The organism is Stenotrophomonas sp. STEN009, from assembly GCF_056760395.1.
This window is the reverse complement of sequence record NZ_JBRRES010000003.1, coordinates 57,710-81,978: the sequence shown is the minus strand read 5'-3', so window position 1 is coordinate 81,978 and position 24,269 is coordinate 57,710. Positions and strand designations below refer to the sequence as shown.

Annotated in this window: 24 protein-coding genes; 13 read left to right on the top strand and 11 right to left on the bottom strand. The window is 65.5% G+C overall.

Annotated features, from left to right (window positions below):
* Positions 1–168: 168 nt before the first annotated feature.
* On the top strand, positions 169–1,023 hold the full coding sequence (gene speE, locus ACVOMM_RS02345; protein WP_053520374.1) for a polyamine aminopropyltransferase: 855 nt from the start codon (positions 169–171) through the stop codon (positions 1,021–1,023).
* A gap of 77 nt (positions 1,024–1,100) precedes the next feature.
* On the opposite strand, the gene ACVOMM_RS02340 is transcribed toward speE, so the two are convergent.
* Positions 1,101–2,006 (bottom strand): aspartyl/asparaginyl beta-hydroxylase domain-containing protein, encoded by a 906-nt coding sequence (locus ACVOMM_RS02340; protein WP_181452161.1) that lies wholly within the window; start codon positions 2,004–2,006, stop codon positions 1,101–1,103.
* A gap of 447 nt (positions 2,007–2,453) precedes the next feature.
* Here ACVOMM_RS02340 and ACVOMM_RS02335 point away from each other — a divergent pair, with 447 nt between their 5' ends.
* Entirely contained in the window at positions 2,454–3,113 is a 660-nt protein-coding gene (locus tag ACVOMM_RS02335; protein WP_053518133.1) for an RIO1 family regulatory kinase/ATPase domain-containing protein, read from the top strand.
* 147 nt (positions 3,114–3,260) lie between these two features.
* Here ACVOMM_RS02335 and ACVOMM_RS02330 read toward each other — a convergent pair whose 3' ends face one another.
* Positions 3,261–3,599, bottom strand: coding sequence for a P-II family nitrogen regulator (locus ACVOMM_RS02330; protein ID WP_065174353.1), 339 nt, complete (start codon positions 3,597–3,599; stop codon positions 3,261–3,263).
* 313 nt (positions 3,600–3,912) lie between these two features.
* On the opposite strand from ACVOMM_RS02330, the gene ubiK reads away from it, so the two are divergent.
* On the top strand, positions 3,913–4,164 hold the full coding sequence (gene ubiK, locus ACVOMM_RS02325) for a ubiquinone biosynthesis accessory factor UbiK (RefSeq protein ID WP_053518135.1): 252 nt from the start codon (positions 3,913–3,915) through the stop codon (positions 4,162–4,164).
* 126 nt (positions 4,165–4,290) lie between these two features.
* The gene (gene arr / locus ACVOMM_RS02320) at positions 4,291–4,725 is read left to right on the top strand and encodes an NAD(+)--rifampin ADP-ribosyltransferase (protein ID WP_065181514.1); all 435 of its coding nucleotides are present in this window, start codon (positions 4,291–4,293) and stop codon (positions 4,723–4,725) included.
* A gap of 4 nt (positions 4,726–4,729) precedes the next feature.
* Here arr and ACVOMM_RS02315 read toward each other — a convergent pair whose 3' ends face one another.
* From ACVOMM_RS02315 to ACVOMM_RS02295, 5 genes are all read right to left on the bottom strand, one after another.
* Positions 4,730–5,164, bottom strand: coding sequence for a DUF4279 domain-containing protein (locus ACVOMM_RS02315; RefSeq protein WP_481525850.1), 435 nt, complete (start codon positions 5,162–5,164; stop codon positions 4,730–4,732).
* A gap of 104 nt (positions 5,165–5,268) precedes the next feature.
* Positions 5,269–5,871, bottom strand: coding sequence for a DUF998 domain-containing protein (locus ACVOMM_RS02310; protein ID WP_481525849.1), 603 nt, complete (start codon positions 5,869–5,871; stop codon positions 5,269–5,271).
* Between the two features lie 557 nt (positions 5,872–6,428).
* Positions 6,429–9,422: a TonB-dependent receptor gene (locus ACVOMM_RS02305; RefSeq protein WP_065181511.1), complete on the bottom strand. Its 2,994-nt coding sequence runs from the start codon at positions 9,420–9,422 to the stop codon at positions 6,429–6,431.
* 313 nt (positions 9,423–9,735) lie between these two features.
* Positions 9,736–9,939: a hypothetical protein gene (locus ACVOMM_RS02300; protein WP_128988335.1), complete on the bottom strand. Its 204-nt coding sequence runs from the start codon at positions 9,937–9,939 to the stop codon at positions 9,736–9,738.
* Positions 9,940–9,943: 4 nt separating this feature from the next.
* Positions 9,944–10,237, bottom strand: coding sequence for a hypothetical protein (locus ACVOMM_RS02295; RefSeq protein ID WP_481525848.1), 294 nt, complete (start codon positions 10,235–10,237; stop codon positions 9,944–9,946).
* An 88-nt stretch (positions 10,238–10,325) separates the two neighbouring features.
* On the opposite strand from ACVOMM_RS02295, the gene ACVOMM_RS02290 reads away from it, so the two are divergent.
* A complete protein-coding gene (locus ACVOMM_RS02290) occupies positions 10,326–11,831 on the top strand; it encodes a YifB family Mg chelatase-like AAA ATPase (protein WP_481525847.1) in 1,506 nt (501 codons plus the stop codon).
* A gap of 7 nt (positions 11,832–11,838) precedes the next feature.
* Here ACVOMM_RS02290 and ACVOMM_RS02285 read toward each other — a convergent pair whose 3' ends face one another.
* Positions 11,839–12,276, bottom strand: coding sequence for an NUDIX hydrolase (locus ACVOMM_RS02285; protein WP_253119191.1), 438 nt, complete (start codon positions 12,274–12,276; stop codon positions 11,839–11,841).
* A 194-nt stretch (positions 12,277–12,470) separates the two neighbouring features.
* Between ACVOMM_RS02285 and ACVOMM_RS02280 the strand changes: the two genes are divergently transcribed.
* From ACVOMM_RS02280 to ACVOMM_RS02265, 4 genes are read left to right on the top strand one after another with little or no spacing between them, the layout of a single operon-like run.
* Positions 12,471–13,166, top strand: coding sequence for a response regulator transcription factor (locus ACVOMM_RS02280; RefSeq protein WP_053518144.1), 696 nt, complete (start codon positions 12,471–12,473; stop codon positions 13,164–13,166).
* 3 nt (positions 13,167–13,169) lie between these two features.
* Positions 13,170–14,432, top strand: coding sequence for a sensor histidine kinase (locus tag ACVOMM_RS02275; RefSeq protein WP_065181498.1), 1,263 nt, complete (start codon positions 13,170–13,172; stop codon positions 14,430–14,432).
* Between the two features lie 60 nt (positions 14,433–14,492).
* Positions 14,493–14,909 (top strand): diacylglycerol kinase, encoded by a 417-nt coding sequence (locus tag ACVOMM_RS02270; protein WP_180875596.1) that lies wholly within the window; start codon positions 14,493–14,495, stop codon positions 14,907–14,909.
* A 49-nt stretch (positions 14,910–14,958) separates the two neighbouring features.
* Positions 14,959–16,851: a phosphoethanolamine transferase gene (locus ACVOMM_RS02265; protein ID WP_481525846.1), complete on the top strand. Its 1,893-nt coding sequence runs from the start codon at positions 14,959–14,961 to the stop codon at positions 16,849–16,851.
* 213 nt (positions 16,852–17,064) lie between these two features.
* Here the strand turns inward: ACVOMM_RS02265 and yidA are convergent, their stop codons facing one another.
* Positions 17,065–17,898 (bottom strand): sugar-phosphatase, encoded by an 834-nt coding sequence (yidA, locus tag ACVOMM_RS02260; protein WP_065174342.1) that lies wholly within the window; start codon positions 17,896–17,898, stop codon positions 17,065–17,067.
* A 149-nt stretch (positions 17,899–18,047) separates the two neighbouring features.
* Here yidA and ACVOMM_RS02255 point away from each other — a divergent pair, with 149 nt between their 5' ends.
* Complete coding sequence (locus tag ACVOMM_RS02255; protein ID WP_111187236.1) at positions 18,048–18,710, top strand: exopolysaccharide biosynthesis protein; 663 nt, start codon at positions 18,048–18,050, stop codon at positions 18,708–18,710.
* A 130-nt stretch (positions 18,711–18,840) separates the two neighbouring features.
* Here the strand turns inward: ACVOMM_RS02255 and ACVOMM_RS02250 are convergent, their stop codons facing one another.
* On the bottom strand, positions 18,841–20,151 hold the full coding sequence (locus ACVOMM_RS02250) for a PQQ-dependent sugar dehydrogenase (protein ID WP_481525845.1): 1,311 nt from the start codon (positions 20,149–20,151) through the stop codon (positions 18,841–18,843).
* Entirely contained in the window at positions 20,144–20,584 is a 441-nt protein-coding gene (locus ACVOMM_RS02245) for a DUF2231 domain-containing protein (RefSeq protein WP_053518153.1), read from the bottom strand. Before ACVOMM_RS02245 ends, ACVOMM_RS02250 begins: the two co-directional genes overlap by 8 nt.
* Before the next feature lie 286 nt (positions 20,585–20,870).
* Here ACVOMM_RS02245 and ACVOMM_RS02240 point away from each other — a divergent pair, with 286 nt between their 5' ends.
* From ACVOMM_RS02240 to ACVOMM_RS02230, 3 genes are all read left to right on the top strand, one after another.
* Positions 20,871–22,646 (top strand): S8 family serine peptidase, encoded by a 1,776-nt coding sequence (locus tag ACVOMM_RS02240; RefSeq protein ID WP_065174339.1) that lies wholly within the window; start codon positions 20,871–20,873, stop codon positions 22,644–22,646.
* Complete coding sequence (locus ACVOMM_RS02235; RefSeq protein ID WP_481525844.1) at positions 22,646–23,242, top strand: S8 family serine peptidase; 597 nt, start codon at positions 22,646–22,648, stop codon at positions 23,240–23,242. Before ACVOMM_RS02240 ends, ACVOMM_RS02235 begins: the two co-directional genes overlap by 1 nt.
* A gap of 181 nt (positions 23,243–23,423) precedes the next feature.
* Complete coding sequence (locus tag ACVOMM_RS02230) at positions 23,424–24,248, top strand: AraC family transcriptional regulator (RefSeq protein ID WP_414487821.1); 825 nt, start codon at positions 23,424–23,426, stop codon at positions 24,246–24,248.
* Positions 24,249–24,269 lie beyond the last annotated feature (21 nt).

The following is a 24,269-nucleotide window of genomic DNA, read 5'->3' as shown; positions in this document are numbered from 1 at the left end:
TAACGCCTATATGCCCACAGGTTCGTTATCATGCGCGCCCGCGCCCGTGACCCGGCTCCTGCCGGACCTGAACAGGCCGATCCGTCCGGATGTGGCTTGCGCCACGCGGCCCCGTGCCGCCAACCCGGCTCTACCCCCTCCGAACAGGACCCCAGAAGGACACGTCCCATGACTGACAGCAACAACTGGTACATCGAGCATTTCGAGCGCACCGGCTCGGCCATCGGCTACCGCATCACCGGCAAGCTGGACGAGGTGCAGTCGCCCTTCCAGAAGATCGAGATCTTCCAGACCACCGACTGGGGCAACCTGATGACCATCGATGGCGCCATCATGCTGACCAGCAAGGACAACTTCTTCTATCACGAGATGATCAGCCACCCGGTGCTGTTCACCCATGCCGCCCCCAAGCGCGTGGTGATCATCGGTGGCGGCGACTGCGGCACCCTGCGCGAAGTGCTCAAGCACAAGGGCGTGGAGAGCGTGACCCAGTGCGACATCGACGAGCAGGTCACGGTGATGGCGCGCAAGCACTTCCCGGAGCTGTGCGACTCCAACGACGATCCGCGCGCCGAACTGCTGTTCGACGACGGTGTGGCCTACATGGCCAACTGCCCGGCCGGCAGCGTGGACGTGGTGATCGTGGACTCCACCGACCCGGTCGGCCCGGGCGAAGGCCTGTTCAACAAGGCCTTCTACGAGAGCTGCTTCAAGGCGCTGAAGGACGATGGCATCCTGGTGCAGCAGTCCGAATCGCCGCTGATGCAGCTGGAACTGATCAACGAGATGCGTACCGAGATGGGCAAGGCCGGCTTCGGTTCGTTCAAGACCCTGCCGTTCCCGCAGCCGTGCTACCCAACCGGCTGGTGGAGCGTGACCATGGCGCGCAAGGGCGACAGCAGCTTCGACTTCCGCCAGGCTGATTCGGCCGCCAAGACCTTCACGACCCTGTACTACACCGCCGCGCTGCACACCGGCGTGCTGGTGACCCCGCCGTTCGTGCAGGCGGCACTGAAGAGCTGATCCAACAAAAAACCCGCGCTGGCAGCAGCGCGGGTTTTTCATTTGCAGGCAACGCCGGGCGATGCCCGGCGTTTCGCTTACAGCGCCCAGATTCCGGCAATCACCGCCGCCACCAGGCCCCACTTGATGACCTGGTAGGCCACCACGCTGCGCTCGCGCAGCGCCTTGGCCTTCAGGCGCACCTTGTACAGGCTGCCGAATGCCTTGTTGACACCCCCGGTCGGATCACCTGGCAGGTTCGGCGAAGCGCCACCGGCCAGCAGCGTGGCGGCCACCGCACGGTTGAACAGGCCCGGCAGGCCGAAGCGCAGCGGGCGCGCGATGTCGCAGAACAGGATCACTCGGTCCTGCTCGGTCTCGTTATGCGCGTGGTGGATGTAGGTTTCGTCGAACATCATCCACTCGCCGTCGCGCCAGCTCTTCCGGATGCCGTCCACTTCGATGTAGCAGGCATCATCGTTGGGGGTGCTCAGGCCCAGGTGCAGGCGCAGCGAACCGGCGAACGGATCGCGGTGCGGACGCAGCTCGCTGCCCGGCGGCAGCTGCGCGAACATCGCTGCGCGAACATCCGGAATCGACTCGATCAGGGCCACGGTCTTCGGGCACAGCGTCTTCGCTGACGGGTGCGAGGGGCCGTACCAGCGCAGGTAGAAGCGCTTCCAGCCACGGCGGAAGAACGAGTTGAAGCCCGCATCGTTGAAACTGCTGGACGCAGCGATCTTCTGCGCATCGCGCAGCGCCAGCGCCTCGTCACGGATCATCTGCCAGTTCTGGCGCAGGGGTTCCAGCTGCGGGAACTCCTTGCCCGGGTCCAGAAACGGCGTGGTCGGCACCTTCGAGAACATGTACATGACCACGTTGATCGGGGCCATGAAACTGGAGTGGTCCAGCAGCTGGCGCGACCAGCGCGCGCGGACCCTGCCACGGAAGTGGATGTACAGCACGCAGGCCACGAACAGCACTGCCAGTACGATCTTGATCATCAAAAACTTTCCTCCGGCGGCAGCCGGAACGGGAATCAGGGGGCGATGCACGGCGCAGGCGGCCGGCATCGGTGGCAACGCGGCAGGGGACGGGGACGTGCCGGAACGGGGCGGCCGCCGATGTCGCGGATGAACAGCTTATGGTCGGCAGGCCGTGCGCCGGGGTCAAGCCACACGTGCGCCATGTTCAGCGGCGCTTGGCTGAACGGGTGGATTTCTTCTTCAACTTATTGATTTTCAATGCCCCAAGCCGAGAAGTGAGACGAAATTGTCCGCCCGTGCGCGACGAACTGTTCCAGCCACGGCCCCGACATTTCTCCGACAGAACGTGGATTAGCGAACTTGCCGGTACTAAAATTGACTTAACGAAAGTTTAGCCAGTTTCCCCCGCCTCACCGGTTCGCTTGACGCTTCAGCGCCGCCCACCGGGTCGTCCGAGACCCCGCCATGCCCCTTCCTGCCTCCCCCTGCCAGACCTGCGGCGATGACGCCACCACGCCCCTGCTGCTCAAGCGTGGCGAACGCCTGCTGGCCCCCGATGTCTATCGCACCTGCCTGGATGGCCGCGAGGCCGTCATCAAGGACTACTCCCGCTATCGCGGCACGCCGCTGTCGCTGGTCGCACGCCTGATGGTGCGCCGTGAAGCGCGCATGCTGCAGCGCCTGGGCGGCTGGAAGCACGCGCCGGCGCTGCTGGGAACACTGGGAGGCCTGGCACTGGGCATGGAGTTCATTCCCGGCCAGACCCTCAGCACCGCCCAGGCAGTCGGCAATGAAGTGTTCGAGCAGCTGCAGCACGCACTCAGCCGCCTGCATGCGGCCGGCATCACCCATAACGATCTGCACGGCACCAACGTGGTGGTCAGCGGCGGCGTACCGGTGCTGCTTGACTTCACCTCGGCCTGGCGCGCACCGCGCTGGCTGCGCCGCAATCCGCTAACCCGGCAGATGCGCCGCAGCGACATGAAGAACCTGCTGAAGATCCGCCAGCGCGTGACCGGGCAGGCGCCCAGCGCCACCCAGGCCGCCCTGGTGGCCGACCCCGGCTGGGTGGCCGCAGTGCGCCAGGGCTGGAAGCGGTTCTATAAGTGGGCGAAGCGCCGGTAAGCGTCGCTCCGCTCACCGCTTTACCGCTCCTTGTAGAGCCGAGCCCATGCTCGGCTGCTCTTTGTAGAGTCGAGCAAGCTCGACTCTACATAACGGCGGAACGGCAGCCGAGCATCGGCTCGGCTCTACAACATCCCGCCGGACGGCTTACAGCGCGTCTGCGTCCAGCTCGCCGGTACGGATACGCACCACGCTGCCCAGGTCATACACGAATACCTTGCCGTCGCCGATCTTGCCGGTACCGGCCGCCTTGACGATGGCTTCCACCACCGCCTCCACCTGGTCATCGGTCACCGCCACTTCCAGCTTCACCTTCGGCAGGAAGTCGACCACGTACTCGGCGCCACGGTACAGCTCGGTATGCCCCTTCTGGCGGCCGAAGCCCTTGACCTCCGTCACCGTGATGCCGGTGACGCCACGCTCGGCCATCGCTTCGCGCACGTCGTCGAGCTTGAACGGCTTGATCACCGCCATGACCATCTTCATCGTCGATCTCCTGTCTTCCGGCGTGGAGGATAGCGCCTGAACGCGCCCGGTGCGACGCCGCGGCTGCCTGTCCGGGCAGCGCGCGCCGGCAGTATCCTTGTGGCTGAACGGCCTGCCCCCCCCAGATGGGCCGGCGCCCCCCCCCGCGCCCCCCCAGATAGACCAGGACCCAAAAGCAGAACACGCCCCCCCCCACCCCGCCCGGGGGGCCCCCGGCCGGGGGGGCGGGCGGGGGCGGGGGGGGCGGTCTTTTCGTTGGTGGGTCCCGGCCGGCCCCCCCCGGTGGGGGGGGCCGCCACCCACGGAGCACCCCATGATCGACCTGAACCAAATCGATGACCTCGCCCGCCGCCTCAGCGACCTGGTGCCGCCGGGCCTGCGCGAATCACGCGAGGAACTGCAGGCCACCTTCAAGAGCGCGCTGCAGGCTGGGCTGGCCAAGCTCGATCTGGTCACGCGCGAGGAATTTGAAGTGCAGCGCGCGGTGCTGCTGAAGACCCGCCAGAAGCTGGATGCGCTGGAAACAGCGGTGCGCGAGCTGGAAGGGCGCCGCGCCGCAGAATGAAAAAAGGAGGCGCACTGCGCCTCCCACTTACAGATTATTTCCCGGATGGGGCCTTGCAGCAAGGCCCACCTGGCCCCCTAGACTCGCCGGCCTGTCGATCCGGCAGGACAACCTGGGGGTATCGCGATGACGCAGGACACCGAATGGACACCCGTTTCGCAGGACACCTGCGATCAGGTCGCCGGGCCGTTCTATCACGGCACCCGGGCCGACCTGGCCACGGGCGATCTGCTGGTAGCCGGCTACGGATCCAACTATCGCGATGGCGTGGTGATGAACCACATCTACTTCACCACGATTGCCAAGGGCGCCGGGCTGGCCGCGGAGATGGCCCGGGGCGAGGGACCGCCGCGTGTGTACGTGGTGGCACCGACCGGGCCGTTCGAGGACGATCCGAACGTCACCAACAAGAAGTTTCCCGGGAACCCGACGCGGTCGTATCGCAGTGCGCAGCCGCTGCGGATTGTCGGTGAGATCACCGAGTGGGAACCCTACGATGCGGACTTCATCCGGCAGTTGAGGGAATTCGTCGCATCGGGGAGTGGCGAGATCATCAACTGATGGGCTACTGGCGCTGAGCGTTGCGCACCTCTTCATCGGCATCGTAGATATCAAGGCCGAGCTCGATGCCGCGCTCTCCCAGGGCGAGCAGGACCTTGGGCGAAAGCGAGGCACCATCATTGCTGCTGCCCATGAAAAGGCCGCAGAACAGGTCAGGCCGGAACCGTGCCAGCGACTTCCATATGGCGGGATCCCCGGTGAGCTGATCAAGGATCTCAAAAATCTGAGCCTCCAGATCTTCAGGCTCACGACGCATCGCGGCCATCCGCCAGCTTCCGGTCCTGGCGATACGCACGACGCCTGAGTGGCTGCCTGCAAGTTCCTGGCCCTTGTGATGCGAGGCGGTTGGAGCTGCCCCCAGCAGGGCACTGATCTCATCCGGCAGAAGGTCGTCGCCGAAAAATCGAAGCGTTACCAGGGAATGATCGAATGCTGCCATTGAAGTCGGGTCGTCTTTTCGGAATGTCTTTCAGTATGCGCGTCCCGTCGATGTCAGCCTTGATCGGACCTGCGCGATTGCCGAGTGCCTGGCACGCCTGTCCATCAATGCGCGGGCTGCGTCTGTAGTGCACTTGGCCCCCTGCGCAGCAGGTACAGCGCGACCAGGAAGGGCCACAGGGAGTTGATGGAAGAGAACAGGCGCTGGGTGAGTCCCCTGAAACCCTGCGGATCCGCGCCCACCAGGTTCAACCATAGATAGACCACTGCCGCGATGCTCACCACGGCAGTCACGGCATAGGCCCTTCGGTTGGCCGACCAGGCCCTCAGTTCGATATGCGACATCGCCGGCGCAATGATGTTCGCGATACCGATGGCGTAGAAGCCGTGCATCGGATGACCCATGGGCCAGAGCCCATTGGTCAACATGGAGACGCCAAAGATCATCCAGCAGGCGGCACCCACGGCGATCCGGCGACCGGATTCCCGCCATAGCGCAATGGCAAACAGTACGAACCCCGCCCCGCAGCCGATGGCGGCGATCCGTCCGCACAGGCTTGCGAGCGCGGGTGCCTGCAGCAGCTCGCTGGCGTGCTGTGCAATCGGGTTGTAACCGGGTGCGAGCATCGCAGCAACGGTGGTCCAGAACAGGAACCATGGCAGGGGTATCAGACCCGCGAAAAGAAGAGGTCGGCTGTGACGCAACATCTGCAATGATCCTTGTCGGGGTCTGCGGGGGCGGCGAATCCATTCAAACACCACCGCCTTCTCGTACTGCGGGCAGCCACGTCCAGGTGCCTGCCGCGGCAGTCAGACTCGGCGTGGCGCGCTGGACGGTCAATAGGTGGAAAGTCACTCGCACCTTCGCAGACGCGCGCGCCGCACGCTGTCGCAATCAACGCACTCTTCTCCCTCCAACAGACGAATCTGACGGGGCCGTCGCAGAAGTACCGAAAGCCCCGCCGTTCAAGCCTCTCGCGCCACTCCTCCCTATACGACAATGCCAGAAACGTCTCGGGCCTGGCCGCATTGGCCCCGATCCCTTGGCACTCCCCACAACGGCAGGTAATTGTTGCCCGGCCACCGTGCATCGGTGGCCGGGCCTCGAAAACCCGCCGTTGTGATGAAGTCTCCGCCTGCCGGCCATGGCGGGCGGTGCGTGGGGGCCTCGTGCCCGCCGGCCCAACACAACCCGGTTTTCGAGCCACGCATCGTCCGCCCCCCTACGGGTGGCAGCTTATGCCCGCCCGTGCCGGCGCATTCCCTCAGTAGTCGTAGCTCACGCTGACGCGCAGCGAGCGCGGTGCCTGCCGTACCGTCGCTGCGCCGTACAGCGGGTCCGGCTGCCCCGGATCCAACTCGGAGTACGGCGATTTCCACAACGCCACCTGGCTGTTGAATACATTGAACACATCCAGGTTGAAGCCCAGTCGCCCAGCCGCCACCGAAGGCCGGTAGGAGACTCCCAGATCCAGCTGTTTCAGCCAGGGCAGCCGCCCCTGGCTGCCCGGAGGCGCGGGCTGGCCGTTGTAGAAGTGGTAGGCAATGCCGTAGCCGGAAGGGTCTTCGAAGTTCGGGCCATACGAACCCAATGCGCTGAACGGCGCGCCGGAAATCACCTTGAGGTTGGCCGAGACCAGCCATTCCGGCGTCAACTGGTAGTAACCGTGCAGCTTGAACTGGTGGGTGTGGTCATTGCTCTGCGGCCCGTTGGTGTGCTCCATCAGCTGCGCGTAATCCCAGGCCTGCGTGGTCGACACCGCCGTCTGGCCGATGCCCGACAGCAGCTGGCCTTCGGTGGTGCCATAGCTGCGCGACCAGGTGTAGTCCGCCCGGCCATACCAGCGGCCGTCAAACGGGTGCTCCAGCGACAGGTTCACCGCGTAGTAGTTGCGCTTGAACCTGGGGAAGCCCATCTCGGCATTGGTCAGCGGCACGCTTACGTAGTTGCCGCTGGTGTCGACCAGATTGAAGGTGTTCGCACGGCCAGGATTGATCAACCAGCAACTGACCGGATTGCTGTCCTTGGTGACGTCATACCCCAGGCTGTCGGCCTTGGCCAGCACCGCGCCGATATCGCAGTAGTCATCCACGCCGCTGCGCAGCACCCGATAGGTCGCCTTCGCGCCGTACACCCAGTTCTGGCCGAGCGCCCTGCTGAAGCCCAGGATGAACTCGTCCTGGTAGGACGGCTCGATGCCGGAGGTCGCCACCGTCTTCGGATCGGGCAGCACGCCGTAGTAGTTGTTGGCCGACACCGCGCCGGAGAACGCGGTGAGGTCGGTTGGATAACCGTTGCTGTCGATGCCGCCATAGGTGTAGTACGTCGAGGTGGCCAGCGTCGCGCCCGCCGCGTTGAAGGCCGGGTTGAGCGGCAGCGCGAGGTAGTAGCGACCCGCGTTGCCGAACACCTTGAAGCGCCCGTCGCCGTCGACGTCCCAGCTGAAGCCCAGCCGCGGCGCCCACTGACCGCTGGTCTGCTTGATGTAGGCGTCGCCATCGCGGTTGTAGTTGGTGAACTGATCCAGGCGCAGGCCCAGGTTCAACAGCAGGCGGTCGGTCACCTGCCAGTTGTCCTCGATGTACTGCGCCCGCTGCGAGGCGCGTACCGACGCCAGTGCGCTGTAGATGTACTGGCGCACGTAATAGCCGTCCTCACCATTGCGGATGCCGCCGGTGGCCGGCACGCCCAGGCCGGTATTGAGGGGCACGTTCGGGTTGGACTGGCCATAGATCCAGTAGTAACCGTCGGCGGAGGCCACCGAGCCACGGTTGAGCGCACGGGCATTCTGGTTGTCGATGCCGACCGTGATGCTGTGGTTGCCCCATCTGTAGTTCGCATCCAGTCGCAGGTTGTTGGTGCGGTTGCCGCGATCCGGGTTGACCAGCAGCGACGTGGTCTGCGCATTGGTGATCGGCGTACCACCGTTCAGCGCCGGATTCTGCAGCGTGGCGCTGCTGATGTAGGTCAGGCTGCCGTCGTAGGCCGGGTTGCCGATGTAGTCATCGGTACGCATTTCGCCATACTGCGCGCTGACGGTAAGCCGGTCGGTCAGGTAGCCGGTGTACTTGGCCGTCCACAGGTCGCCACCGGTCTTGGTGGTGTCTTCCTTGCCACGCTGCGCACCGCGGGTGAGCGTGTCGTAGTCGTAAGCGAAGCTATCGCCCCGGAAGACATTGCGGCTGGAGGCTCCGGTCAGTTCCAGCAGGTGGTTGTCGGTGATGTTCCAGTCCAGCTTGGCGTACCAGCGCGGGCGGTCGTACTCATAGCGGGAGTATGCATTGGTCGCCTCCACATTCTTGACGTCGGTGCCCTCACGGCGCTCGAGCTCGTACGAGCCGAAGAAGAACAGCCGGTCTTCCAGGAGCGGGCCACCGGCGTAGATGCTCTGCGTGGTCACCCACTCGCGGTCCTGGCTTTCCGGTGAATACAGCGCGCCATTGCCCGGGTAACGCACATCGTCCTTGTCCGAGCGCGTGGACGCTGGTTCCCAGGTGACCTGGCCACCGAATCGCCACTGATTGGTGCCGCGCTTGCCCACCGCATTGATGACGCCGCCATCGGAACGGCCGTACTTGGCGCTGTAGCCACCGGTGTAGATTTCCTGCTGGTCGATGCTGCCGTAGGGCAGCGTGAGGCCACCCAGACCGCGCAGTGGATCGGTGCTGTTGAAGCCATTGATGTAGTAGGCGTTCTCGGCAGCGGACGAACCGCCGAAGCTCACCAGCTGTGCACCGGTCGGGCCGGCATAGGTGCCATTGCCACTGTTGCCGTTGACCCCGGGCGCAAGCTGCGCGATCGCCTCGGCCGAGCGACCCAGTGGCAGGCGCTGCAGCTGCTCGGCCGTGATCACCGTGCGCGAGTCCACGCTGCTGACATCGATCGCAGCCGCTGCCCGGTCGGCGCTGACCTGCACACCGTCCAGCCGGGTGACGTCAGCGAAGGACACCTCGGTACTGGCGCCTACCGTCAGCGAAATGCCCTCGCGGGTCTGCAGCACGTTCCCTTCGGCATCGCGTGCTTCCACCACGTAGCGGCCCAGTGGCAGCTGGCCGACGGTAAAGCGGCCTCGCCCATCGACCGTCACCTCGCGGGTGAGGCCGGTATCGCTGCGAACGAAGATGCGCTGGGCGGTGGCCGGCGCCTGTCCGGCGATCGCGCCGGTGGTGGACTGTGCATGAAGTGTGGGAGACGCGGTGGCAAGCAACACCGCCAACGCCAGCAATCGCGGGCGCAGTGAAGAACGAGCTGTCGTCATCGTGGGCTGTACGGGTAGTGGGGGAAGCAATGCCAGCCGCAATCGGTGGACCAGACATCGCACATTCATTAACCCCGCCCGCGCCCCAATGCAGAAATGCTCAGTGGTTATCTGCTTTTGGCCGACGGTCATACCCGCCCGCGAGCGTGCCCGATGCCCACCCGCCTCGTGCCACGCAGCTTCGATGAAGTGAGCTTCAACCAGCTGAGCACCGACGACACGGTGCCGCCACTTGCTAGCGAAAATCAGGAGGTCGGCGCCCGTCGCGCATGGACACCACCCGCCGCATACGCGCCGGTTCGGCGTTGCGCGGTCAGCGTGGCGCGGAACGCTTGCCGAATACCGCCATCAGACCGACGCTGGTGCCGATCAATGCGCCGAAGCCACCCCACTTGGCCGGTTCGCCGACTGACAGCACGATGCCCCCCATGTTCATGTCCATGCCCAGGCCGATCAGGGCACAGAGTATGCCGACGGCAACCCAGTAGGCCGGTTTTCCGGGCAGTTCGAACTTCATCCGGTCAATCATTCTTCTTGCCTCTCTTCATTTGGAATACATGAGGTTGCGGCCTTTCATACGACGTTCCCTTCGCGAACTGCTTGCTATCAGCGAAGTCGCCGACGCGATGATTCGCCATCGACTGTCGCATGAACACCGATGCCTCGGCCAGTGCTTTGGACGACGCTACATTGCTCAGGCAGTCGTCGATCAGCGTCGCACGCTCAGCAGGTTCGCGTGGGTCCGGTTCTATCGCCGGATCGAAGCGGACCATGCGGCGCAGGCGCACGTCGCTGAGCGCCAGCTTGCGCAGCAAAGCCCTAGGCGCCTGGCCAGCAATGCCTGATGGCGACGGACAGAGTGACGGCCGCACCATCGAGCCTCTCTCTCTGCAGGAAGCACACATGAGCCTGGCCCTGGTCTACAGCCGTGCCCGCGCCGGGGTCGAGGCCCCGCTGGTGCGGGTGGAAGTACATCTTTCCGGTGGCCTGCCCGCCACCCAGATCGTCGGTCTGGCCGAAACCAGTGTGCGCGAGTCGCGCGAACGCGTACGTGCGGCGCTGCTCTGCGCGCGCTTTGATTTCCCGCAACGGCGCATCACCCTGAACCTGGCGCCCGCCGACCTGCCCAAGGAAGGTGGGCGCTACGATCTGGCCATCGCCCTGGGCATTCTTGCCGCCAGTGGCCAGATCCCGCCGCAGTCGCTGCTGCCGTACGAGTTCCTGGGCGAGCTGGGCCTGACCGGCGAGCTGCGCCCGGTTGCAGGCGCGCTGCCCGCCGCCATCGCGGCGGCCGAAGCGGGCCGCATCCTGGTGGTCCCACCGGGGAATGCGGCCGAATCGGCGCTGGCCGAACACGCCGACGTGCGCGTGGCCCGCACGTTGCTGGAATGCTGCGCCGGGTTGGGCAATCCGCGCCTGCTGCCGCAGGTTGAGCGGGTGGACACCACGCCCCTGCCGCTGCCGGATCTGGCCGATGTGCGCGGGCAGGTGCATGCACGGCGCGCGCTGGAAGTGGCTGCGGCCGGCGGGCACCATCTGCTGCTGATCGGCAGCCCCGGTTGTGGCAAGACCCTGCTTGCTTCACGCCTTCCCGGGCTGCTGCCGGCGTCCACCGAGATCGATGCCTTGCAGCTGGCGGCCATCGCCTCGGTCAGCGGCGAAGGGCTGGACCCGAAGCGATGGCGGCAACGACCGTTCCGCGCGCCACACCACAGCGCCAGCGCTGCGGCATTGGTGGGCGGCGGCAATCCGCCCTGCCCCGGCGAGATATCACTGGCGCACCATGGGGTGCTGTTCCTGGACGAACTTCCCGAGTGGAACCGCAGCGCGCTGGAGACCCTGCGCGAGCCGCTGGAATCGGGCCACATCCGCATCGCCCGCGCTGCACGCAGCGTGATGTTTCCGGCGCGGTTCCAGCTGGTCGCGGCGATGAACCCCTGCCCCTGCGGTTGGGCCGGCGACCGCAGCAACCGTTGCCTGTGCACCGATGAGCGGATTACCCGCTATCGCGCCCGAGTCTCCGGCCCGTTGCTGGACCGCATCGACCTGCACATCGCGGTGACGCGCATGGATGCGGTGGAGCTGCGTGAGAGCACGCCGCTGGGCGAGCCCAGTGATGCGGTGCGCGGGCGGGTGGAGGCTGCGCATGCGCGGCAGCAGATGCGCGGGGGACTCAATGCGCATCTGCCGCCCGCTGCGCTGCGCGCGTGCACGCGGTTGAGCGAGGCCGACCAGGATCTTCTGGAACACGCCATCGAGCGCCTGCAACTGTCAGCGCGCGCGATGCATCGCATTCTTCGCGTGGCACGCACGATTGCCGATCTGGCCGGGTGCGAGAACATCCAGACCGCACATCTGGCCGAGGCGATTGGCTATCGACAGCTGGATCGGGGGAAGGCGAGCCAGTGATGCTGCGTCATGACCGCAGCCGCTCCAGCAATCCCGGCAGCCATTCCGGCTTGAACACGCAGGAAGGCTGCTCTCTCATTTCCTCTGCGCGCCACCACTTCCAGTCTGTGATCGTGGCGTTCTCCTCTTCTGTCCAGCCGTCACGTCGAATGGCTTGCTGTGCGGGAGCGTGAACCAGAAAATACGTCTCCAGCCATCGCGCGGGTGTCGAACGGGCGACCGCATAGACGGCGTCCCTTTCCTCAACAAGCCTGCCGATCTGCAGGTTCAGTCCGGTTTCTTCCCGGAGCTCGCGCCGCGCCGCGTCCAGATAGCTCTCGCCCGGCAGAAGTTCACCGCCCGGGGTCGCCCAGAAGGGCGCGTGGTGTTCGTCGTGGTACCGGAACAGCAGAAGCCTTCCGTCTTCATCGACGATCACCAGGCGCGCCGATCGTCTGGTCTCCATGATTTCCTCCGTCTGTCGATGCCCGCTGGACCGCACACGATAGGCGAAAGCTCAAGAGATGAAAAAGAACATGCGCAGCTGCTTCATGCCGCAGTCACGGCGTGCGGGCCCTTGGCGGAACGGGCGACGAGGCTTGGCAAACGTCGGTGGATCGGCCAAAGTTCGGGCTTCATGTCTCCTCATGCGCGCGGCCCATGACACGCCTGCTCATCATTGAAGACAATCCCGAGCTGGTAGCCAATCTGTATGCGTTCCTGGAACCACTGGGCTACGTGCTGGACGATGCGCGGGACGGCGCCAGCGGGCTGCGCCGCGCGACGGAGAACGACTATGACGCCGTTCTGCTGGACCTGATGCTGCCCCGCCTCGATGGGATGACGCTGTGCCACAGGCTTCGGCAGGAGTTCCAGAACCCCATACCGATCCTGATGCTCACCGCGCGCGACCAGGTGGACGACCGGGTGCAGGGCCTTGCCCTGGGTGCGGATGATTACCTGGTCAAGCCGTTCTCACTGGCCGAGCTGGATGCCCGCATCAAGGCCCTGGTACGTCGAGCCCAGGGCCGGCAGGTGGACACGGTGATCGCGTGGCAGGAGCTGCAGGTGGATACGCGCTCGCCGCAGGCATGGCGGTGCGGCAAGGCGATCAGCCTTACGCCGACGGCCCACAAACTGCTCGTTTCACTGGTGCGGGCGGCGCCGGCCGTCGTGCGCAAGCAGGAGATGGAGTACCTGATCTGGGGTGACGAGCCGCCTGACAGTGGCGCGTTGCGAACGCATATCCACGAGTTGCGCCTGCAGGTGGATCGGCGCTTCGACTACCCGCTCATCGCAACGGTACACAGCGTAGGCTGGCGTCTTTCCAACCCCGCGCCCGGGCAACCGGAGTAGGTCATGCCAACAGGACCGACGGCGTGGACGTCGATCTATCAACGGATGTCGCTGCGGACGCGCATCACGGTCTCCTTCGTGCTGCTGATGGCCGGAGCCATGTGCTTCATCGCCGTGGTCGAGCTCGTCGACTATGACGAGGTACGCGCCTCGGCGGTCTCACGGGCGCAGGATGGCGAGGTACGCAGGCTGGAGGATGCGATCCGCCTTGGATCACCACGCGTGGTCACGCATGACAGTCAGCTCTATGACGAGGAGAACGTGCCGACCGTGCTGCGCCAGTATGGTCCCGGTTACCACGGCGAGCCCGCACCCAACGAGTGGCACCTGCGGGTGTTCGACGTCGAGGGCAAGCGCTACTACCTGCTCCAGGACGGCGAGCACTATGCCTACCTTGAACACCTGATCAATGCCTTCGCCGCACTGGTCATCCTGACCTGCGTACTGTGCGCCTACTGGATCGGGCGACTGACGTCGGCCCACGTCATCGCTCCGATCACCCGACTTTCCGAGGCGGTGCAGCGCACATCCAAGCCGTTCCCGTACCAGGACGCGCGCGACGAAATCGGCGTTCTTGCGCGTGCCTTTGCCCAGCATAGCGATGAGCTGGAGCGGTTCCTGCACCGCGAGCGGTGCTTTGCCGGAGACGCCAGCCACGAGCTGCGTACGCCCTTGGCCATCATCGCTGGCGCGGCCGAGACACTGCTTCACCAGTTGCCGCCCGACAGCCATCTGCTGCCCAGCGCCGACCGCATCCTGCGGACCACACAGGAGATGCAGCGCCAGCTGACCTGCCTGCTGCTGCTCTCCAGATCCCCTGCGAGCCTTTCTCTGACCGACGTCCCGTTGCGTGCCATTGTCCAGGAGTGCATGGCACGCTGTGCACCCTGGCTCGCAGGGAAGCCCGTGACACTGCGGCTGGATGCACCAGAGGAGGTCACTGTGGTCACCCATGCGGAGCTGGCGCATTGCGTCGTGTGGAATCTGCTGCGCAACGCCTGCCAGTACACCGACAAGGGCGAGGTCCGCATCGCCCTGCGGGAGGGCGAGCTGGCCATCGCCGACACCGGTCCGGGCCTGCCCCCGACCATCGACCCTGCCCAGTTCAGCAGGTTCCTTCCCAGCGCACGCCAGGATGGCGAAGGGCTGGGGCTGTCCATCGTGCAGCGCGTGGTAGAGCACCTTGGGTGGCAGATGAAGGTGGAGACATCTGCTCAGGGGTGCCGATTCCTGCTTCACCTGTCCTCGCCGCAAGCGCGTGCCTGACACTTTGCTGACATTGCCCGCCACATTCTGGCCACCTTTTCATGGAGAGGCAGGTCAACAATGCAGCAGCACGCACCGCAGGGTGACGGCAAGTACCGACACGGCAGAACCGGATTCCGACGCATCCTGCACACACTGATTCACTCACGCGACGGTTTCATCGCCACATTCCGCGGGGAGGCAGCATTCCGCCAACTGCTTGTCCTGCACGGCCTGCTCATGACGATGGCCTGTGTGCTGGACATCAGCGCGGTGGAGCGTGCCGTGATGCTGGCCGTCAGCCTGCTGAGCCTCGTGGTTGAACTGCTCAACTCGGCCATCGAGGCGGTGGTCGATCGCATCTCGCTCGAGTACCACCCCCTGTCGAAGAACGCCAAGGACATGGGCAGCGCTGCGCAGAGCGTGGTGCTTGTGATGGTCGCGCTGGTATGGGCGGTGATCCTGCTGGGTCCGCATCCGCAGCTGACAACTTCCTGATGAACGCGTCCAGATACTGCGCGCCTCTCTGGCTCCGCAGGATCTGCACGTGCGCGATTGCTTCACGTGGCATCGGCCACATCCGGTAACGCTTGTCTGGCTCTCGGCCGCGTTCTTCGCAACGGCGGGCAACATGGCCCTCTGGAAGAGCCTGTGGTCCATCGTGGAGATCCATGGCTTTCGCAGCGCACTGTTCATCGGCTCGTTGCCATTGCTGCTGTTCTGCCTGTTCAACCTCCTGCTGACACCCGTCGGGATGCTGCCCTTGCTGCGCAAGCCGCTTCTGGCGCTGCTGCTGATCGTCAGCAGCGCCGCCAGCTACTTCATGCTGCATTACGGCGTACTGATCGACAGAAGCATGGTGCAGAACGTGCTGGAGACCAATCAGGCCGAGATGGCTTCCTACTTCTCGCTCCCGCTGGTGCTGTCCGTCCTCCTGCTGGGCGTGCTGCCCTCATGCATCCTGCTGCTCATGCGGACGGGCAATCACGGCCGTCCGCTGCGATCCTCCCTGGTGTGGCTGGCAAACGTTCTTGCCACGATGATGGTGCTCGTCACCATTGCGTTGGGCTTCTACAAGGACTATTCATCGCTGCTGCGGAACAACCGCTATCTGAGGGAACAGGTACTGCCACTGAACATCGTGCGGCACACCTATGGCCATCTCGGCAGCAGCCACCGCGCCCGTCTCCAGCCGCTGCGCACATTGGCCGACGACGCCGTGCGTGCACGGGGCCCCCGACCCCGGCTGGTGATCCTCGTCGTAGGGGAGACCGCCCGATCCCGGAATTTCCAGCTCAACGGCTACGACAGACCCACCAACCCGATGCTGTCGCGCAAGGACAACGTCATCAGCTTCCAGAGCGTATCGTCCTGTGGGACCGCCACCGCGATCTCCCTGCCGTGCATGTTCTCATCCATGCCGCGCACACGGTTCGATGCGGAGAGGGCCGCGTCGCAGGAGAACGTCCTCGACATCCTGAGGAAGACCGGTGTCGACGTGGTCTGGCGTGACAACAACAATGGCGGCTGCAAGGGCGTGTGTGCGCGGGTGCCGACGGATTACATGGGACAGTTGAAGGTCGACAGCCTGTGTACCAACGACGATGGCACGTGCCTTGACGAAATCCTCCTTCACGGGCTGTCATCGCGCATCGAAGCCATGCAGGGCGACGGCCTCGTCGTTCTGCACCCGCTGGGCAGCCATGGCCCCACCTACTTCCAGCGATACCCCGCAGACGCCCGTGTCTTCAGTCCAACCTGCGACAGCAACCAGATCCAGAAGTGCAGCAATGAAGCGCTGGTCAACACGTATGACAACACGCTTGTCTATACCGATCGCATGCTCGGCAGTGCGATCGACCTGCTGCAGTCCTACTCGGACGACCGCGATGTGGCCCTGATCTACGTTTCCGACCACGGTGAGTCACTCGGCGAGCACGGCCTGTACCTGCATGGAACGCCCTACCTCATCGCGCCACAGGAGCAGACCCAGGTGCCCATGATCATGTGGTTCTCCGCGCAGTTCGCCTCCCATGCAGAACTGGATCCTGTGTGCCTGCGCCGCGATGCGGCTACGCGGGTGTTCAGCCATGACAACCTGTTCCACTCACTGCTGGGCCTGTTCCAGGTCAGTACCACCGAGTATCACGCCGGGCTGGATGTCTTCGCCGGATGCCGCGGGCCATCAGCGGGGTCCGGTCCTCGCGCGATCGCCTGCCCCGCTGCGCGAGGCACCTCTACCCCGGGCAGCGACGGCTGCCAGACGGCGACTGACGAGACCGTAGAGGTCCTGCAGTTCGGCCGAACGCTCGGCAGTGGTATTGCTGCCGAACATGACCCGCGCGAGCGCGACTTCCTGGGTGTCCGCAGGAAATCGCAGGCGGGTGCGGTAGACCGCCTGCAGAACCAGCCAGGCCCGCCGCAGGCCCCCGCCGGGTAGGGGGCGGACAAGACGCTCATAGACCTGCCAGAACTGATATTCGGCGTCGAGATCGACCCCGGGCACAGCGCAGGGCGCGGGTCGCGGGCATGCTCGGACGCCCGGACGGATCGGTGGTTGGGCGGAATCGGACTGGGCCATGCCAGGAAGCATGACGCGGCAACATTGTGTGAACCTTGCGTCGACGCAGGAGACGGCCTACCGCCGCGGACCCTACCGCAGCACGAAGCGCTCGATCGCGCGTGCCACGCCCTCGTCGGCATTGGTGGTGGTCTCGAAGCGCGCCACGGCCTTCACCGCATCGATCGCGTTGCCCATCGCCACGCTGGTGCCGGCGTACTGCAGCATGGTCAGGTCGTTCTCCTGGTCGCCGATGGCCATGACGTTGGCACGGTCGATCCCCAGGTGCTCCGCCAGTTTCTGCAGGCTGGGGCCCTTGCCTGCACGATGATCGAACACCTCCAGGAAGAACGGTGCGCTCTTCAGCACCGCGAAACGCTCGGTCAGCTCACTGGGCAACCGCGCAATGGCCGCATCCAGTACCTCCGGCTCATCAATCATCATCAGCTTGATGAAGGACATGGTGGGATCCATGTCGGCCACTCGGCGGTACGACAGCGGCATGCGCGAGAGGTGCGAGTCGGCCACCGTGTAATAGCTGATGTCCTGGTTGGGCGTGTACATGCGCTGGCTGTCCAGCGCCTGGAAGTGCACGCCCAGTTCGCGCGCCACCTGCTCGCAGAACAGGAAATCGTCAAAGCTGAGCGGGTACTCGACCACCGTTTCACGCGTGCCGATGCGCTGCACCAGGCCGCCGTTGCAGGCGATGCAGTAGTCGTCGTTGCCATCGATGCCCAGTTCGTGCAGGAACGGCGCCAGGCCGGGGACCGGGCGGCCGCTGGTCAGCACGATGTGCACGCCCAGCGCGCGCGCCTGCGCGATAGCCTGCTTGGCGCGTGCGGTGAGCGCGTGGGTGGGATCCAGCAGGGTGCCATCCATGTCGATGGCGACCAGTTCGACGGTCGATTGCCTGCGGCCCATGTCCATTGCGTTCAACTCATGCGGGGCACGCCAGTTTACCCCCTCATGCCCGGTTCACCTCTTTGCCCACGTTGGCCGGGATACTGCCAGAGCCTGTGCGTCCCACACCGCAGGACGGCCCGTTGACCGCCCTTCCCTGGAGAAGCTTGCGACGCATGACCTACCGTGCCCCCGAAACCAACGACAGCGCCCCCTTGGCCCAGCAGATCGAGCAGATGATCGACGAGCTGCCCGGTGACCAGGTCAGCGTCGGCACCTTGCTCGGCGCGCTGGGCGATGAAGGCCTGCTGCTGATCGTGATCCTGCTCTCGGCCATCTTCATCATTCCGGTGTCGATTCCCGGGCTGAGTACCGTATTCGGTGCCTCGATCCTGCTGATCGGCCTGAGCCGGGTGCGCAACCGCCCGCTGTGGGTGCCCCAGAAGCTGGCCCGTCGCGAGATCGCCACCGACAAGCTGAAGGCCAACCTTGGCCGCGCACTGAAGTGGGTGCACCGCATGGAGCGCCTGTCGCGACCGATGCGGCTGGCGGTGATGGTGCGCTCGAAGAGAATGATGCGCCTGAACAACCTGGCCCTGATCGTGGCCACGCTGCTGCTGATGGCGCCGGCCGGGCCGATTCCCTTCAGCAACACGCTGCCGGCACTTGCCCTGATGTCCTTCGCCATCGGCTTCATCCAGCGTGATGGCGCGGCGGTGGCGGCCGGCTATGCCTTCCTGGTCGCCACGGTTGCGTACTTCGGCGTGCTGCTGGGCGGCGTCGGGTTTGCGGCCGAATCGGTGTTCAGCGGGATCCGCAGCGGTACCACGGAACTGTAGAGCCGAGCCCACGTTCGGCTGCTCTTCGACCTGTACGCGGAAACCCAGCGCTGCGCGCGTAGGCCGAGCATGGGCTCGGCCCTACAGAAGCCAGATCCAGAGCAGTCGAGCATGGCTGGACTCTGCAGAGCTACCTGGCCGACACACGCCACACCACATCGCCGACGTCGTCGGCCACCAGCAGGGCGCCCTCGCTGTCGATGGCCATGCCCACCGGTGCGCCCCTCAATGTCGTCTCGTCCTCCGAGGCAAAGCCACTGACCACGGTCTGCGGACGCCCCGTCGGCCTGCCATCCTTGAACGGCACATACACCACTTCATAGCCGCTCAGCGGAGAGCGGTCCCAGCTGCCATGTTCGCCGATGAAGGCGCCGCCGTGGTACTTCGCCGGCAGTGCCTGGCCGGTATAGAACAGCAGCCCCAACGGTGCCACGTGCGAACCGATGGCGTAGTCCGGGCGGATCGCTTTGGCCACCAGATCCGGCCGCTGCGGCTGCACACGCTCGTCCACATGCTGGCCGTAGTAGCTGTACGGCCAGCCGTAGAAACCATGTTCCTGTACCGAGGTGAGATAGTCCGGCACCAGGTCGGCACCGATCTCGTCACGCTCGTTCACCACTGCCCACAGCCTGCCGGTGCTGGGTTCCCAGTCCAGGCCGGTGGGGTTGCGCAGGCCGGAGGCATAGATGCGGCTGCCGCTGGTCGCCACGTCCACCTCCAGCACCACCGCGCGCCGGTACTCGATGGCCAGGCCGTTTTCGGTGATGTTGCTGTTGGAGCCCACGCCCACGTACAGCTTGCTGCCATCGCGGCTGGCCAGCAGATCCTTGGTCCAGTGGTGGTTGACGGTGCTGGGGAGGTCGGTGAATTCGCTGCCCTTGTCGGACATGCGCGTTTCGCCGGGCACGTAGTGGTACTTCATGATGTTGTCGGTGTTGGCGACGTACAGCGTGTCGCCGATCAGGGCGATGCCGAATGGCGAATGCAGGCCCTCGATGTAGACGTGCTGGCTCCATGTGGCAGTGCCAGGCGCGCGCCGCAGCAGCGTGACCCGGTTGCCTCCCTTGCCGGCCTTGCCCGAGCGCGCCTTTACCTTGCCGGCAATCCATTGCTTGGGGGTGGTGACCGGCTCGGTGCCCGGACCGTTGCCTTCCACCACCAGCACATCGCCATTGGGCAGGGTCAGCAGGCGGCGCGGGTGCTGCAGGTTGGCAGCGATGCGCTCGATCTTCAGTCCGTCGGCCACCGACGGCGCCTGCCCAACGGCCCAGCCCACCCCGCGCGGTACCTGCATGGGCGGCATCAGGTAGTTCTCCGGCGCCGGCAGCGGCGGATGCGCACCGGATTGTTCGCTGGGGTGATATTCGGCTTTGCCGGCACACGCCGACAGGATTGCGGCCAGGACCAGCCCGCCTGCAGCAGGCACGATGCGATCAACCATGACGGCCTCCTTGCAGCACCGGCGGCTGCAGTGACAACAGGACATGGCCAAGACCGATCAGTGCAACGGTCAGCGCCGACAGGATCGTGCCGGGAACGGCCACCGCATACGCATCACGGCTGTGCACGAAGGCGTTCCAGATGGCCAGGGCGACCGCCACCAGATTGAGCAGGAAATCGAGGCGGTCGATGCGCGTGGCAGTGTTGCCCCGGCGCCAGACGGCGAACAGGTTGATCAGTCGCGGCACGATGGCGATGAGCAGGCCGAACGTGATCAGCCAGGCCGCGGATTTGCCCCACATCACCTCGGCAGAGTTGAGGTAGATGGCATCGAAGATGAGGGCGCCGACGAAGAAGCCGAACGGGATCGGGTTCAACAGGCTGAACAGCGTCGTGCCAAGGCCACGATGGGCCTGGGCCAGCGGATTGACCATCGTCCTGCTCCATTGCGGGGAAGTGCAGGGGCCTTGGTAGCACAGTCGGTGGTGAAGGCGCGCGATGAGCCTTCGGTTCTGCGACGAGGCCAGGCTCGGCCTTACAACAGGAATGCGCAGTCGTCATTACCGCGGGGCATGAGTGTTTGTGACGCAATCGGCACATCTGCAGATTGCTGCCGTGAAGAGGTAGGGGGTTCTCAGTTGTGTCGCGTTTGGCTCGTTGCGATGGGGCAATTCCGTCCCGCCGTCCTGCCATGCCGATTCACAACAGAAGGATTCGTGTATGAAGCGACACACGCACCACTCCGCGCCACCGCGCTCCGCGCGGCTGGCCCTGGCCACTGCCCTGGTACTGGGCAGCCTGGCCGTGACCGCCCAGGCCCAGCAGGCCGATCCGTTGGCCGGGATCCAGTGGCATCTGCTCAACACCGGACAGGCCGTACAGGGCGACACGCGCCCGGTTGCCGGCAATGATCTGAACGTGGATGGGCTGTTCCGCAATGGCATCCGCGGCGAAGGGGTGATCATCGGCATCGTCGACGACGGCCTGCAGATCGCCCACCCGGACCTGGCCGCCAATGTGGCAGCCGTGGCGGGCAAGAACTTTGCCAACAACTCCAACAACCCCTCCCCCTCCGCTCCGGATGTGGACAATCACGGCACCATGGTCGGCGGCATTGCCGGCGCGGTGGGCGCCAACGGCGTGGGCGTGCGCGGCGTGGCCCCGGCGGCCACGCTGAAGGGCTTCAACGTACTGGCCTCCGATGCAAGCGGCAGCCAGACGGCCAACATCGAGTACTCGTGGTGGGACGGCGCCGAGGCCGCCGACGTGCAGGTGTTCAACAACAGCTGGGGCGCAGGCCCGGGCAACCCGAACCTGCCGTTCGCGTTCAGCGAGAACGATATCCGCGCGTACGAGCAGGCCCTGTCCGGCACGCGCGGCGGCAGCGGCGGCATCTACGTGAAGTCCGCCGGCAACAACTTCAACAACGCATCGATCAGCCAGACGCAGGATGTCTGCACCACCGACACCAAGAACCGCGGCACCGGCTGCGTGCCTGCCGGCCGCGACCCCCGCAACAATCTGTTCAATGTGATCACCGTGGGCGCCGTGCGCGCCGACGGCGTGCGTTCGTCCTATTCGTCCACCGGTGCCGCGCTGTGGGTGTCCGCATTCGGTGGCGAGTACGGCTGGCAGCGGCAGGTCGTCCCGGGCCAGCCTGCCGTCCGCTACGATCCGGCCATCGTCACCACCGATGTCACCGGCTGCGCGCAGGGCAGCAACAAGAACACGAGCCTGCGCAACACACTGGACGGCAATCAGTCCGCTGTCGACAGCACCTGCAATTACACCGCCAAGATGAATGGCACCTCGGCCTCGGCGCCGATGGTGTCGGGCGTGGCGGCGCTGGTGCTGGAAACCAATCCCAACCTGACGTACCGCGACGTGAAGTACATCCTGGCCACCACGGCCACCCGCAACCACCCGAACCAGCCTGCCGTGACACTCGCCGATGGACGCACGCTGGTGCCGGGCTGGACCGTCAACGCTGCAAACCGGGCCTACAGCAACTGGTACGGCTTCGGCGTGGTCAACGCAGCGCGCGCGGTGCAGGTTGCAGAGAACTTCCAGTCGCTGGGCCCGCTGGTGGACAGCGGATGGCGCAACACCACGCGCCGGGTCGCCATCGGCAACACCTCCGCTGCGGCAGCGCGGCTGACGGTGCAGCTGGCCAATGTCGCACGCAACGTCGAATCGGTGCAGCTGGGCTTCCGGGTGAATCACAGCAACACCCGTCAGCTGCAGTTCGTGCTGGTTTCGCCCAGCGGTACGCGCAGCGTGGTGCAACCGGCGTTCACCTCGATCGGCTCCGGCCTGTCGGGTTCCGTGGCGATCCAGCGCAACTTCACCAATTGGGACCTGCTGTCCAGCAACGCCTTCCTGGATGAGACCGGCAACGGCACCTGGACCCTGGAAGTGACCGACATGGGGCAGTCCGCGAACGCAGCGTCGCGCGGCAGCCTCGAATTCTTCAAGATCCGCGTTCTGGGGCACTGATGATGAAGACGACCATTCTGTTGACCACCCTCGCCGTCGCGGCGATCTCCTCTACCACCTGGGCGCAGAGCTCGACCCAGGCCCCCACAGCCCGGAGCCTGTCTGCCGTGGACGCACAGGAACTGAAGGCAAGGGCCACGGGCCGCGCGTTCAACGTGGGCGCGACCCGCTTCCAGCTGGCGCCGTCGGCCACCGTGCAGCAGGCCAAGGGCGGTGAGTTCCGCATCACGCCCTCGACCGACGCACCGGCGCCCGCCACCGGTACCCGCAGCAAGCGCTCCACCGAGGCCAGCAGCACCGGTGCCGCTGCACGTCTGGATGCTGGTGCCGGCAAGTTCGCTGCCGCCATTTCCAGCGACGGCGCGCCGGTGGTGGCCACCTCCCGGGTAAAGGTCTTCTTCACCGATGCAGCCTCCGCACAGCGCGCGGCAACGGCCACCGGCGGCACCGTGGTGAAGGTGTCCAAGGCCTCCGGCCGTGCGATCGTCGAGTACCCATCGGTGAACGCCGCACTGGACGCGACCACACGACTGCTGTCGACCGCCGGCATCCGCGCCGCCGAGCCCGACGTCGTGCAGTGGGAAGAAACCAAGTGAGGTGGTAAAGCGTTGTGTGGTATCCCCGGCGGGCCGGCTCTCCCGGCCGGCCGGGGACTTTGCCGGAGTCGACCGGCGGCCCGGTGCTCTCCCCCATGTCAGCCATCCACTGCGCAAGAACTGCTAAGCGCAGCGGCAGCCGATCCGCTACTGTGCCGGACAGTGCAGCGGGGATGGCGGGATGAGCGCGGCAGGCAAGGCGTTGTGGTACATCGAAACCCATGCGGGCCGTCCGCTGGCGTTGGCCGATATCGCGGCTGCCGCTGGCCTGTCGCCCTTCCATCTGTCGCGTCTGTTCCACGCGCGCACCGGCACGTCGGTGATGCGCTACCTGCGCGGCCGCCGCTTGAGCATGGCGGCGCAGCGGCTGGCCGACGGTGCCGACGAAATCCTGCCGGTGGCGATGGACGCCGGTTATTCCACGCATGCCGCGTTCACCCGTGCCTTCTGCGAGCAGTTCGGGCAGACCCCTGAACGGGTGCGCGAGTCCGGCACTGCGGATCTGGACCTGGTGCAGGCGGCGCGCGTGGACGACGTTCCCACCGCCTGCAGCGTGGCACCGCGCCTGCTCGACACGCCTTCGTTCCAGGTGGCCGGAATCGGCATGCGCCACACCCGCCACAGCAGTGGCGCCATCCCTGGCCAATGGGCGCAGCTCAACCGGGAGTGGCCCAAACCCGCACCGGTCAGTTTTGGTGTATGCCACGACAGCGATGACGACGGCGGATTCACCTACCTGGCCGCATTGCCCAGCGCCGCGCTGACCTCGATTCCAGCACATTGGCAGCGCCTGCAGATTCCCGCGCGCCGCTATCTGGTGGCCTGGCATGACGGCCACATCTCGTCCATCCGCGCCACCTGGTTCTGGTTGCTGGATCACTATCTGCCCACCTCCGGATTGAGTCTTGCCGCGGCGCCGGACCTGGAACGCTACGACGCCCGCTTCGACGAGCACAGCGGCAATGGCGGTGTGGAGATCTGGCTGCCCGTGGACCCCCACCCCTGATGAATGCAACACACTGAAAGG